A 13,907-nucleotide genomic window follows, 5' to 3' on the forward strand; every position below is an offset into this window, starting at 1 on the left:
TGCAGAGCATTTATTTGACAGATTGGTTTTAGCCAATATTACAGCTTATGAGTGATTACGGATATACAAAAAAAATTAAAAAATTAGTAATAACTGATAGGAATTCACTATTTTTGCACTTTCAAAAAGTTACAGATTACTCCAATGAATTATAAAGAAGCTTTAACAGATTCTATTTTTAAACAAATTTCAACTATTGCACATCAGAACGAGTTACCCTGCTACGTTATAGGAGGTTTTGTCAGAGATCTACTATTACAACGAGGAACTCCCAAAGATATTGATATTGTGGTGGTTGGCAACGGAACAGAATTCGCTGAAAAAGTAGCTGAAACACTACCCAATCAACCCAAAATATCATTGTTTAAAAACTATGGAACGGCAATGATAAAAACCGATTCGGTTGATTTAGAATTTGTAGGAGCAAGAAAAGAAAGTTATCAGGAAAATTCCCGAAAGCCTTTTGTAGAAAATGGCTCTTTGATTGATGACCAAAATAGGCGTGATTTTACTATCAATGCACTGGCTCTTTCACTAAACAAAGCTACTTACGGAGATTTGCTAGACCCATTCGACGGAATACATGATTTGAAAAAGAAAATTATCAGAACGCCCTTAGACCCTGATATAACATATAGTGATGACCCTTTGCGTATGTTGCGTGCTATTCGTTTTGCAAGCCAATTACATTTCCAAATTGAGGAAAAATCGTTGCAGGCTATTATACGTAATGCGAAACGAATTTTGATTATTTCGAACGAACGAATTGTTGATGAATTCAACAAAATATTACTATCGCAACAACCTTCCGTAGGTCTGAAATTGTTGTACGAAACAGGACTTTTGACCTATATTTTGCCCGAGCTATTAGCCTTGCAAGGTGTAGAAGAACAGGAAGGACAACGGCATAAAGATAATTTTTGGCATACGCTTGAAGTGGTTGATAACATAGCCAAAAACACAAATAATCTGTGGCTTCGCTGGGCAGCCTTGTTGCACGATATAGGCAAAGCACCCACAAAGCGTTTTGACAAAAAAATAGGTTGGACATTTCACGGACACGAAATAGTTGGATCCAAAATGGTAGGCAAAATCTTTCACCGATTGCGACTTCCCAAAAATGAAAAAATGAAATACGTACAGAAAATAGTACAAATGAGTTCACGCCCAATTATTATCGCTCAAGATATTGTAACAGACTCTGCGGTACGCCGACTGCTCTTTGATGCAGGCAACGATTTTGAAGACTTAATGACCCTTTGTGAAGCTGATATTACAACGAAAAATCCGAAACGATTTAAGAAATATCATCATAATTTTCAAATTGTTCGCCAAAAAGTAATTGAAGTTGAAACAAAAGACCAGATTCGCAATTTTCAACCTCCTATTTCAGGGGAAGAAATAATGAAAATATTCAATCTATCGCCTTCACGAGAAGTAGGAATGCTCAAAGAGGCTATCAAAGAAGCTATTTTGGAGGGAAAAATAACAAATACCTATTCAGAAGCGTATGCTTTGCTGATGCAAAAAGCCGAAAAAATGGGGATAGTAAAAGCCAATTAAGATTTATCTATTTATTTTAGTCTTCATTAGCTCGACAACTTGATGCGCAATGGGACAAATTTTGGTATTTTCAATGGTTAATTGCGCTATTTGATAGAGCTTTGTGCGGTCTGTATGCGGATATTCTCGACAGGCTTTGGGACGAATATCGTATATCAAACAATAATTATCTGAAGCAAGGAAAGGGCAGGGGAGTTGTTGGAAGATGTAATCATTGTCTTCGTCTAAGTACAAATATTGCTCAATGAACACTTTTGGTTTCATTTTCAAATGTTTGGCAACTCGTTCTATATCAGTATTGGTAAATAAAGGACCTGTTGTTTTGCAACAATTAGCACACGAAAGGCAATCTATTTCCTCTGCGACTTGCTGATGAATCTCTTGCGTGAGATAATCTAAATTTTTAGGTGGCTTTTTCCGAAGTTTTTGAAAAAATTTTTTGTTTTCACTTTGCTTTTCGGTAGCTATTCTCTTCAAATTGTCCAAATCCATAGGAAAAATATTAGTTTTCAGCAGTTTGTAAGTCATAATAATTCTTATAAACACTTGACTGCGAATAAAGTTCTTGGTGCGAACCTTGTCCGATAATCTGTCCATTATCAATCATCAATATAAAATCGGCATTGCGAGTGGCAGATATTCGGTGGCTGACAATAATTCGGGTTTTGTTTTGAGCAGTTTTCGACAAATTATGCAATATTTTCTCTTCGGTATCAGTATCTACCGCCGAAAGACAATCATCAAAAAGATAGATAGCAGCCTTTTTTAAGAGTGCTCGTGCAATACAAATACGCTGACGTTGTCCTCCACTGATAGAAACCCCTCTTTCTCCCAGTATTGAATCATAACCATCAGCAAAGTTAGTAATGTTTTGATGAACTTCGGCAAGAGAGGCAACTTCGATTATTTGCTCATCAGAAGCCTGTTCGTTGCCAAAGCAAATGTTATTTTTAATCGTATCCGAAAAAAGAAAACTCTCCTGTGGAACAGAGGCTATGGAGCTACGCAGGTCATTCAAATTCAAGGTTTTTATATCTTTTCCATCAATGAGAATACGACCTTGTGTTACATCGTACATTCGAGTAATAAGTTCTAAAATGGTTGTTTTCCCAGACCCTGTTTTTCCTATTATAGCAACACTTTTTCCTTGTGGAATACGAAAAGAAATATCGGAGAGTGCCGTAATTTGGGTATCTGGATAGGTGAAAGTTACATTCTCAAAAACAATTTCGCCTTGTATAGGAGTAGATTCTGTTGTATTGTTTTGAATGTCAGGTTTTTCGTTGAGAAATTCGTTAATACGTTTTTGAGAGGCTTCTGCTTGTTGAACAATAGAACTTACCCAACCAATACTGGTAACAGGCCAAGTGAGCATTAGTACATAAATACTGAATTTTGTAATAACACCAACCGATATAGTTCCTTCTTTGATATACAAATGCCCACCAACAAACATTACAAATATGATACTAAGCCCGATAAGGAAAATCATAGCAGGCAGAAACCACGCTTGTACTTTGGCAAGGGACAAATTTTTATCTTTTCCTTCTTGGCTTAATTGTTCCAATTCGTGTGCAATTTCTTTTTCGATAGCATACGATTTGATTACATTGATACCCGAAAACATTTCTTGTGAAAAAGTTGATAAATCTGAAAGATATGCTTGTACAATTGTTGTTTTCTGATTGATTTTCTTGCTCAAATAATAGATAAAGCCTGCCAAAAAAGGCAAAGGTAGTAATGTGTAGAGAGTAAGTGTAGGAGAGGTGTAAATCATCAGTGGGATAATACAGACAAAAAGCGTAATGGTCTGCACACTATACATAATAGCAGGTCCGGCGTACATTCTGACTTTTCCCACATCTTCACTTATGCGATTCATAAGGTCACCAATTCGATTTTGTTTGTAGAAATGTTGTGAAAGTGTTTGATATTTTTGGTAAATTTCGTTTTTCATATCAAATTCAATATATCTTGATACATTGATAATTAACTGACGCATCAGAAATGTGAAAAAACCAGACAAAATAGCAGACCCAATGATAATTAAAATATATATGAGTAATTGTCGTTCAATAGAGACTGACGAATTAGAATTGGCTATATGTTGCTCAATAGCATCCATAGAATATTGCACATATTCGGGCATAACCAAAGCAAAAATACGCGCAATTATTGTGATGATAATTCCGTAGAAAAGTTTTCGTTTGTATTTGAAAAAGTATTTATTTACGTATTTTAAATGTTTCATTAGAGATATCGAAATTATATTTTTGTAAAATTATGCTCTTAAAACACAGATTTCATCGCCTTGAAATGCTATAAGTTGTGAACTTATTCCAATTTCAGAACTATCTTGTTTGTAATCAACTATATAATCAACAGATTTTTTGATAGAATCATCTATTTCAGAAAAAAACCTTGCTGTGGGTTGCCCACTTATATTTGCCGAAGTTGAAACAATAGGTTTGCCAAATTGTTGTATCAAAGTGGCACAAAAGTCATCTTTGACCATACGAACAGCAACACTTCCGTCAGGTGCAATAACTCGGTGAGCCAGTCCGCTTGCATTGTTGTAAATAACCGAAGTTGGGCGAGTTGTTCGAGTCAAAAAATCTAAAACTTTGTCAGGGACAGATACGTATTTTTGTAGCATGTCGAAGTCAGAAACTAAGATAATAAGGCTTTTTGATTCGTTTCGTTTTTTTATCTTAAATACCTGTTTTACAGCTTCTTGATTAGTCGCATCACAACCGATACCCCACACAGTATCAGTTGGATAAAGAATGGTTCCTCCTTGTAGGAGAACTTCAAGACTACAACGCAATGTATGCTCAAAAGATGTCATAGCATAGTATATTTGAGCGTACAAAAATACAAAAAATAGCTTATAGTCAAGAGGAGCTACCTAATTTTGTACAGAAAATTGTAAAATACAATTGAAGAAATTAAATAATTCTATTTTTTCAAAATGTAAATATTTCAATAACAAATGATTATATATAAATTTTGCATATGTCATTTATTCCTCTTACATTTGCCACTAATTTTAATTTTTTTGATATGAAATTCAATTGGGGAACAGGAATTGTAGTAGCTATCTTAGCTTTTATACTTTTTATTGTTTATTTTTTGGTAAAAGCCACTACCGATAAAACATACAATCACGAATTGGTTACCGAAGATTATTATAAAAAAGAAATTGAATACCAAAAAACGATTAACAAAGAAGAAAAAACACGAAAAGAAAATATGCAAGTGGCTATTTTTTACGAGAAAGGCAAAGGAATTATACTTACTTTTCCAGAGAAAACCACTCAGAAACAAGTACACGGAAATGTAATTTTGTATCGTCCGTCCAACGAAAAATTAGATTTTACATTACCCATATCGTTACAAAATAACAAAATGCATATTGCTGACGAAAAACTTGTAGCAGGACGTTGGAATATCAATATTGAATATATAGTTGATAATCAGGAATATACAACATCTTTTAAAATAGAATATTAACGTGTTATATCTTGCATTTATGTTAGGGCTTTTGGGGAGTTTCCACTGCGTGGGAATGTGTGGTCCCATTGCTTTAATTCTACCTTTACATAAAAATAATGTTTGGTTAAAAGCTATACAGATAGGATTATATTTTGTAGGAAAGACACTGACGTATGGCTTTTTAGGTTGTTTATTTGGATTTATCGGAAAAGGACTTTTTATAAGTGAATATCAGCAAAATTTTTCGATTTTTGTAGGTGTAATAATGGTTATATTGGGAATATTATCCGTGTTTGAAATTCGTTTTAAAGGATTTCAAAATACAATATTCTCAGGGCTAACACCTTTAAAATCAGCCTTAGGGAAGCAATTACATAAAAAAACATTTTTTACAACTTTGTTTATTGGTTTTTTTAACGGATTTTTGCCTTGTGGGCTTGTATATACAGCACTTTTTAGTGCATTGGCAACAGCAAATTTGTCAGATACGATACTCTATATGGTATTTTTCGGTATAGGAACAATGCCTTTGATGATTTTGGTTATTTATTTAGGAAACTTTCTAGGAGTTTCAACTCGAAAATACATTCAGAAGCTAATCCCTTATGCGGTTATTTTGGTTGGTATTTTATTTGTTTTCAGAGGATTGGGTATTGGCATTCCTTTTATTTCACCAACAAATAATAGCCTAATGATACAAGAAAATCCTGAGTGTATCGTTCCGTTAAATCATTAAATATAAGAATGTTATGAGAAATATTAAAAATTATTTATTATACATTACGATACTTATCATCGGGATACAATGTGCGCGTACAGGATCTCCTACAGGAGGTGAACAAGATAAAACTCCGCCAGTGGTTGTTTCGACCAATCCGCCTTCGCATAGTGTAAATTTTAAGGGAAATCGTATTCGCTTGTATTTTGATGAATATGTAATGCTCAAAGACGTTCGAAAACAACTCATTATTTCTCCACCAATAAATAATTTTCCCGAAATTATCCCTTCGGGAAATGCTTCTAAGGTTATCGAAATTAGAATAACAGATACGCTTAAACCCAATACAACCTATACACTCAATTTTGGAAATAGCATACAAGATAATAATGAAGGAAATCCGTTGCCTTTTTACAAATATGTATTTTCTACCGGTGATGTTATTGATTCGTTGAGTGTTAAAGGAAGAATAAATGATGCACTAACTCGTAAGCCCGATACGTATGTCAATGTAATGCTTTACGAAGTTAATCAAGCCCTGACAGATTCTATCGTTTATAAAGAAAAACCAATGTATATAACCAATACATTAGATAGTTTGCAAACTTTTGAAATAACCAATGTAAAAGCAGGAAAATATATGCTTGTGGCAATGAAAGACAAGGCTACAAATTACCTTTTTGACCAAAAACAAGATAAAATAGCTTTTTTAAAAGATACAATTTCTGTACCTACTGATACGATTTATGAGCTAGCTTTGTTTAAAGAAATACCTAATAATCGCACAGCACGTCCGTACCATTCAGGAGAGAAGCGCATTGGTATAGGATACGAAGGAGAACGTGATAGTTTGAAAATCAGTGTATTACCTCCTGTTCCTGATAATTTTTCATATGTAATTTCCAAAGAACCTCAAAAAGATACCTTGAACTTTTGGTTTTCGCCCAAAATAGAAGATTCGATACGTTTGGTAATTCGTAATCAGAAAATAGATACTTTCCGAGTGAATTTTAGAAAATTAAAAAAAGATACGCTTCAAATTTCAACTCAAAATAAAACGATTTCTCCTGTGGAAGAAATTCTTACATTCACTTCCAATATTCCTATTGTAAAATACGATTTGGAACGAATAGTTGTTACCTCAGTTGCCGATTCAACACAGATTCCTTTTACAAGCGAAATGGATAGTGATAAGCTTAATTTGCAAATAAAACTAACAACTAAGCCTGAAAGTAAATATAAAATAGTGGCTTATCCGAATGCTTTGACCGATTTCTACGAGCATACCAATGATACGCTTCAAGTTCAAATCACCTCCAAAAGCGAAGCAGATTTTGCAACGTTGAAGCTAACTATCAACAAAGAGATGTATTTTCCAATATTGGTAGAACTTACCAACGAAAAAGGAGATAAGGTCGAATATCAGAAGTATATTGAAAATCAACAACCTCAGTACACGTTTGATTTTGTCAAAGCAGGTAAGTATTTTGTTCGTATAATAGAAGATAGAAACAGAAATAAAAAATGGGATACAGGTAATTATCTTCAACGGCTTCAACCTGAGAAGGTATATCATCTTCCCAAAGAAATTGACCTTAGACCCAACTGGGAAGTTTCCGAAACGTACAATGGAGAGCTTCTGCCAACCGAACAAGAAAAGAAAAAAGCTCAGCAGAATAATAAGAAGAAATAATAAATAATCTAAATTGTTGAAAATAAAATATTTTAAAATTAAGGGATAGTTTGTTTGATTTGTTGTTTTCAAAATTGTAAAAAACGAACTGCCAAAGAAATTGTATCTGAAATCAAATCACGTGATAATTTCGAAGCGCGAAAAGCATTATTTTTTACAGATACCACCCAAGCATCATTTGCAAATTTACTAATAAAAGACAAATTTTTTGAGAAAGAGATTACCAGCGAAGTGCTTCATTTTTATAAAAAAAATGGATATAAAACACGTTGGTTATATCAAGAAGAACCTACTGAGTTGTTTTCGTTGTATTTGGAGGTTTTGGATAAATCTGCAAATTATGGACTCAATCCGCAAATGTATTCTCGTAATGAATTATCTGAAAAAGTAACAAAATTATATACTAATCAAGCTCCATCAGTGTTACAAATTGAAACATTGGACAGAGATATAACAGCTTCATTCTTATTACTAACCAAACACTTAGGAAACGGACGCTTAACAAAACTTGGTAACAAAGATTATGTGTGGAAACGAACGATTCCTCAACGTGATGATGTAGAAATTTTGCTCAAATTGGAAGATGATGAAAACCTTATAGAGGTAATTGAAGCCCTACATCCTCAGCATCCGCTTTATAAACGAATGAGCCAAAAGTATATTGATTTACAAAAAGATACAATTGAAATAGTACAACCTTTTGAATTTCCAGACATTAAACAATTTCAATACAGATATAAAGATAGCACGATTCGTATTTTACGAAATAATCTTAAAGTACGAGGATACAATGCGCAAGCCGTCTTTTCTGAAGAAGAAGTTGATAGTGTTTTGATAGCTACCATAAGTCAATTTCAAAAAGATAAAAGGATTAAACCTGATGGAATTCCAGGCAAAAAAACGCTTTATTATTTGAATATGACTTATGCACAACAACGTGATTTGCTCTTGCTCAATATGGAACGTATGCGTTGGCTTAATAACGATTTGGGGGAGAATTACATTTTGGTCAATTTGCCAGAATTTAAACTTTATATGTACGAAAAAGACTCTATTGTTTTTCAGACAAATGTTATTGTTGGAGGACAATATACGGCAACGCCTATTTTTATTGATACGCTCAAATACGTAGAATTTCGTCCTACTTGGTCTGTACCTCAAAGTATTGTTCGTAAAGAAATGATACCAAAAATTATTGCTGAAAAAGATCCTTTAAAATATGCAAAACGAGGATATCGATTATTTGAAAATGACAAAGAAATAAACCCAGATAGTGTTGATTGGCAAAATCCAAATGTGTATAGGCGAGCTTTATACTTTGTTGAAGCTCCTTCGGAACGGAATTCATTGGGGTTAGTTAAGTTTATTCTGACCAATGATATGAGTATTTATTTGCACGATACACCTTCGGTACAACTCTTTTCTCGACAAGAAAGAGCGCTAAGCCACGGCTGTATTCGTATAGAAAAACCTGCCGAATTTGCATATCATTTGTTAAAAAAACAAGATGATTGGACCTTACAAAAAGTACAACAAGCCATGCAGAATGGCAAAAATCAAAATCGCATTCGTTTGAAAAACAAATATTTAGTTGATATTCTATATATAACTGCTTGGGTTGATGAAGATAATAACTTAATTGTAAAAAATGATATTTACGGATTTGACAAGCAACAACTTGAATTGTTGAAAAAAAATTTATAATTAAAAATGAATTATATTATTTTGAAAGTTTTTTATTAAAAATCTATCTAAACTTTTAATGTTTTTATAATTATTTTTGAATAAATTAGAATACAAAATATCAGATTCTTTTTATCCTAAGAAATTCTTTGATTTTGTTTGAAATGAGATAGTGGTAAGATTTTTGTGTTTTTAAATAAAGAAAATTTAGAAAGATAATTATAAATTTTATTTAGATAATTCCAATTTTTTTATCTTTTTCTCTAAAAAACTTTCCATAGCGCAATCAATTACTTGCATTGTTTCTACAGCTTGATATGCAGGGACAGGATTTGATTTTTTGAAAACAATAGCATCATACAAGTCTTGATAAAAATTCATATAATTTCCGTTCTGCGCAATGGTTTGTTCGTAAAAAGTTGTGGTATTTAAAATTCCGTTGGGAGTTTTTATTTCATCAAGCCAATTTTGCATAGTTGGAATAGTGTCTTTTGAAAGTTCATCTTCTTGTGTATCAAAACGTTGTTGTAAAAAACTTCCATTATTGCCATGAATGACATATTCCCAGCCGCGCTCTTTTGCCATTGTGGAAGATTTTAAACGTACACGAAGTTCGTTTTCATAGAATAGAATAAGTTCAAAATAGTCATTAGTTTGTGTATTTTTACGAAAAAATCCGATGTCAGCAAATACCGATTTTGGAAGCCCAAATAGTTGTAGAGCTTGGTCAATGAGGTGCGCTCCCAAATCGTGTAATGTGCCCAAACCTTCAATTGGAGCTTCTTTATGAATTTTATCACTAATTGAATTACGAAATCGGTCAAAACGAATTTCTACTTCTTTGATTTCACCTAAAACACCGCTCGTAATAATTTCTTTAACTTTCAGATAATCACCATCATATCGTCTGTTTTGATAAACACTTAAAAAACAATTATTAGCAATTGCTAATTGATTGAGTTCTTCGGCTTGGTTGCCATTTGTGGTAAATGGTTTTTCAACCAGTACATTTTTTTATGTAACAGTGCTTTTTTGGCAAAGTCATAATGAGTTTGAACAGGTGTATTAACCACAATCAAATCAATAGCTTCATCGTTAAGTAGTTCATCGAATGAACGATATAGTTTTGACTGCGGATATTTTTCACGTGAATAATTATTAGACCGTTCCACTATAGCGTATAGTTTAAAAAACGAATGATTTGCAATAAAAGGAGCATGGAAAACTCGTCCGCTCATTCCAAAAGAAGCTAACCCTACATTTAGTATTTGATTCATTTTTTAATTGTATTTCAAAAATTCAGCAAAAATAATACTCTATACACTAATAAATATTCATTATCAAATCAATTTTCAATTTTGATTATAGAATAAAACTATTTATACTCTCCGTAGTTGAAGTATTTGTCCATACGTTTTTCGACTAGTTCGTTAGGTCTGTATTTGGATAAAGATTTGTAAGTTTCTTCAATGGCATTTTTTACACTATTGAAAACAGTTTCTCTATCTCTATGAGCTCCTCCGAGAGGTTCTTTGATTATTTGGTCAATCAAGCCAAGCTTGCGCATATCAGTAGCTGTTAATTTTAGTGCTTTTGCTGCTTTTTCTTTATATTCCCAACTTCTCCATAAAATAGAAGAGCAAGATTCGGGTGAGATTACGGAATACCACGTATTTTCGAGCATGAATACTTTGTCTCCTACACCGATTCCAAGCGCTCCTCCTGAAGCTCCTTCGCCTATAATAAATACAATAATAGGTACTTGCAATCGCGACATTTCGAGCAAATTACGAGCAATTGCCTCGCCTTGACCTCTTTCTTCAGCTTCAATGCCTGGGTATGCACCGGGGGTATCAACAAAACAAACAACTGGGAGGTTAAATTTTTCTGCCGATTTCATCAAGCGAAGAGCTTTTCTGTATCCTTCAGGATTCGGCATACCAAAATTGCGATATTGTCTTGTTTTTGTATTATTTCCTTTTTGTTGTCCTATAAACATATAGGATTGATTACCAATTTTCCCAAGACCACCTACCATTGCTTTGTCATCACCAACAGTTCTATCTCCGTGTAGTTCAATAAAAGTATCTCCACACAACGCTTTGATATAATCAAGCGAATAAGGTCTATCAATATGACGAGACATCTGTACGCGTTGCCAAGGGGTTAGGTTTTCGTATATTTCTTTTTTAGTCTGAATCAGTTTTTTTTCTAATTTTTGACATGTATCAGAAACATCAACCTTACTTTCGTTGCCTATCAATTCACATTTTGTGAGTTGTTCTTCCAATTCTTTGATAGGTAATTCAAAATCTAAATATTCCATTAGAAAATTTGTTAAATAGCAAGTGCAAATATATGAAAAAATGATTTAAAAAAAATAAAAAACTTGTACAAAATAAAATAATTGTATATTACATCTATTATAATAATTTGAAAATCAATTATATAGTTGGTTGTACCTTTTTAATACATCAGCAAGACTGCGAATAGAATTTTTTGTCCATTCGATTCGAGTTTTTAACATATCTTGGTCAGACAAATGCCAATTTATGTCAGATTTTCGTAATTTTTCAGTAAGTTGCTGTAAAATTATTGCGACACAGACAGAAATATTTAAACTCTCAGTAAATCCCACCATAGGTATTTTTAGATATTGGTCAGCTTTGTCTAATACTTCTTTTGAAAGTCCTGATTTTTCCGTTCCAAAGAAAAAAGCACTTTTAGGGCTGATGTCGAAATCATCTAACAAGGTTGCTTGTAAGTGTGGTGTTGTTGCTACGATTTGGTATCCTTGTTGTTTGAGTGTGTTTATACACGAATTCGTATTGCTATACCGATGTGTAGTTACCCATTTTTGAGCACCCATTGCTATTTGAGCATCAAGGCGTTTGCCGTATTTTTGCTCTATAAGATGTGCGTTTTGAATACCGAAAACATCGCAACTGCGTATTACTGCACTTGTATTATGCATTTGGAAAATATCTTCAACAGCTACCGTAAAATGATTCGTACGCTGTGAGATAATTTCTGTAAATTTATTTTTTCGTTCTTCTGTGATAAAATTTTCTAAATAGGTTAAAAGTTTTAAATCAGTCATTTAATAAATTTAATTTTAAAAAAAATAATTTGACACCTAATAAAAAAATGTCAACTTACTAACAATCAGCTATATTAACCGCCACAGCAAGCCCTCCTTCAGAAGTTTCTTTATATTTGGTATTCATATCTTGGGCGGTTTCCCACATGGTATGAATAACTTTATCAAGAGGAACTTTAGCATTTCTTGGATCAGTCTCCAAGGCTAATTCGGCAGCATTGATAGCTTTTATAGCGCCCATTGCATTACGTTCTATGCAGGGGATTTGCACCAATCCGCCGATAGGGTCACAAGTTAATCCCAAGTGATGTTCCATAGCTATTTCAGCAGCAATTAGAGCTTGCTCGGGCGTACCTCCCATAACTTCGCACAAAGCACCTGCTGCCATAGCTGAAGAAACACCTATTTCGGCTTGACACCCGCCCATTGCTGCTGAAATAGTTGCATGTTTTTTGAACAAACTACCTATAACACCTGCCGTTAGAAGAAATTGTTTTATTTGTATATTGGTAGCTTGATGATTTTCAATTGTCAAATAATATAGAATGACAGAAGGAATAACTCCTGCACTTCCGTTGGTAGGAGCGGTAACTACTCTCCCTAATGAAGCATTGACTTCATTGACTGCCAAAGAAAAGCAGCTAACCCATTTGAGTGTATCTCGAAAACTTGAAGAAGTCATTTTGATAGATTCTATCCACGAAGTAGGGCTATCATAAGGAACAACACCAATCAATTTCTTATGAATGTCGTAGGCTCTTCGGCGTACTTTTAATCCTCCTGGAAGAATTCCTTCTGTATGACAACCTATATAGATACATTCGAGCATTGTATGCCAGATACGTAGTAATTCGTTGTGAATTTCTTCTTCATTACGTACCGATTTTTCATTTTCATAAACAATTTCAGATATTTTTTTCCCCGTTTGGAAGCAATATTTTAGCAAATCATTTGCTGAATCAATCGGGTAGGGGAACGTATTTATAATTTCATAGCATTCTTCTTGTTCTTTCTGAGCAGTTTCTTCTTTGGTTATAAATCCGCCTCCTACAGAATAAAAAGTAGAAGTATAGCTTTGAGATGCTCCTTTGGCAGTAAAAGTCAATCCATTGGCGTGAAAAGGCAAGAAATTTTTATTAAAAATAATATCACGTGAAGGATTAAAATCAATAAAAAATTTGTTAGCCAAATAAAGTTGTTTATTTTTGTTAATGGCAGAAATAACAACATCTATACTTTCGACAGGGATAAATTCAGGATCGGCACCACTAAGCCCAAGCATGACAGCCAGGTCGGTAGCGTGTCCTTTACCTGTGAGTGACAATGAACCATACAAATCTACTTGAATATGAATGATTTTGTCAAGAATATTTTGGGTTTTGAGTTCTTTAATAAAAGCTTCGGCAGCACGCCAAGGTCCCAATGTGTGAGAACTGGAAGGTCCAATACCTATTTTTAGCATATCGAAAGCACTAATGTATTCCATAAAGATATTGATTTTTTTTGCAAAAATAGAATGTTTTGACTAGAAAAACAATAATAAATAATTTTTTATAAATTCCTCCAAAGATTCTTTAAATTATACATCAATTACAAAACTATCTGATGTAGAAACAATTGTAGTATTTTGAAGATATTTTTTTGTATATCCGTAA

General features: G+C 33.3%; 11 protein-coding genes and 1 pseudogene. 5 read left to right on the forward strand and 7 right to left on the reverse strand.

What is annotated here, in order from left to right; translation table 11 throughout:
* The first annotated feature begins 144 nt into the window (after nt 1-144).
* Complete coding sequence (locus OO775_RS13685) at nt 145-1,563, forward strand: CCA tRNA nucleotidyltransferase (protein ID WP_264847787.1); 1,419 nt, start codon at nt 145-147, stop codon at nt 1,561-1,563.
* Between the two features lie 3 nt (nt 1,564-1,566).
* On the opposite strand, the gene OO775_RS13690 is transcribed toward OO775_RS13685, so the two are convergent.
* Genes OO775_RS13690 through OO775_RS13700 form a run of 3 tightly spaced genes read right to left on the reverse strand, consistent with a single transcriptional unit; the run spans nt 1,567 to nt 4,411 of the window.
* Entirely contained in the window at nt 1,567-2,055 is a 489-nt protein-coding gene (locus OO775_RS13690) for a YkgJ family cysteine cluster protein (protein ID WP_264847797.1), read from the reverse strand.
* A 10-nt stretch (nt 2,056-2,065) separates the two neighbouring features.
* Nucleotides 2,066-3,814 (reverse strand): ABC transporter ATP-binding protein, encoded by a 1,749-nt coding sequence (locus tag OO775_RS13695; protein ID WP_264847788.1) that lies wholly within the window; start codon nt 3,812-3,814, stop codon nt 2,066-2,068.
* Nucleotides 3,815-3,844: 30 nt separating this feature from the next.
* Nucleotides 3,845-4,411, reverse strand: a complete 567-nt coding sequence (locus OO775_RS13700) for an L-threonylcarbamoyladenylate synthase (RefSeq protein ID WP_264847789.1) — start codon at nt 4,409-4,411, stop codon at nt 3,845-3,847.
* A gap of 215 nt (nt 4,412-4,626) precedes the next feature.
* Here OO775_RS13700 and OO775_RS13705 point away from each other — a divergent pair, with 215 nt between their 5' ends.
* The 4 genes from OO775_RS13705 to OO775_RS13720 are packed head-to-tail and all read left to right on the forward strand — an operon-like array spanning nt 4,627 to nt 9,173.
* Nucleotides 4,627-5,076, forward strand: coding sequence for a FixH family protein (locus OO775_RS13705; protein WP_264847790.1), 450 nt, complete (start codon nt 4,627-4,629; stop codon nt 5,074-5,076).
* A gap of 19 nt (nt 5,077-5,095) precedes the next feature.
* Nucleotides 5,096-5,794, forward strand: a complete 699-nt coding sequence (locus tag OO775_RS13710; protein ID WP_309297256.1) for a sulfite exporter TauE/SafE family protein — start codon at nt 5,096-5,098, stop codon at nt 5,792-5,794.
* A gap of 13 nt (nt 5,795-5,807) precedes the next feature.
* Nucleotides 5,808-7,469: an Ig-like domain-containing domain gene (locus tag OO775_RS13715; protein ID WP_264847792.1), complete on the forward strand. Its 1,662-nt coding sequence runs from the start codon at nt 5,808-5,810 to the stop codon at nt 7,467-7,469.
* Nucleotides 7,470-7,523: 54 nt separating this feature from the next.
* Complete coding sequence (locus OO775_RS13720; RefSeq protein ID WP_264847793.1) at nt 7,524-9,173, forward strand: L,D-transpeptidase family protein; 1,650 nt, start codon at nt 7,524-7,526, stop codon at nt 9,171-9,173.
* Between the two features lie 207 nt (nt 9,174-9,380).
* On the opposite strand, the pseudogene OO775_RS13725 reads toward OO775_RS13720, so the two are convergent.
* From OO775_RS13725 to OO775_RS13740, 4 genes and pseudogenes are all read right to left on the reverse strand, one after another.
* Nucleotides 9,381-10,429, reverse strand: a pseudogene (locus OO775_RS13725) (Gfo/Idh/MocA family oxidoreductase).
* A gap of 98 nt (nt 10,430-10,527) precedes the next feature.
* Entirely contained in the window at nt 10,528-11,478 is a 951-nt protein-coding gene (locus OO775_RS13730) for an acetyl-CoA carboxylase carboxyltransferase subunit alpha (RefSeq protein WP_264847794.1), read from the reverse strand.
* 114 nt (nt 11,479-11,592) lie between these two features.
* The gene (locus tag OO775_RS13735; RefSeq protein WP_264847795.1) at nt 11,593-12,252 is read right to left on the reverse strand and encodes a TrmH family RNA methyltransferase; all 660 of its coding nucleotides are present in this window, start codon (nt 12,250-12,252) and stop codon (nt 11,593-11,595) included.
* Nucleotides 12,253-12,310: 58 nt separating this feature from the next.
* Nucleotides 12,311-13,738 carry an L-serine ammonia-lyase gene (locus OO775_RS13740; RefSeq protein WP_264847796.1) on the reverse strand — a complete coding sequence of 476 codons (1,428 nt, stop codon included), beginning with the start codon at nt 13,736-13,738 and terminating at the stop codon, nt 12,311-12,313.
* Between the last annotated feature and the right edge of the window lie 169 nt (nt 13,739-13,907).

This window comes from Capnocytophaga catalasegens (genome assembly GCF_026005215.1).
GTDB classification, from domain to species: domain Bacteria; phylum Bacteroidota; class Bacteroidia; order Flavobacteriales; family Flavobacteriaceae; genus Capnocytophaga; species Capnocytophaga catalasegens.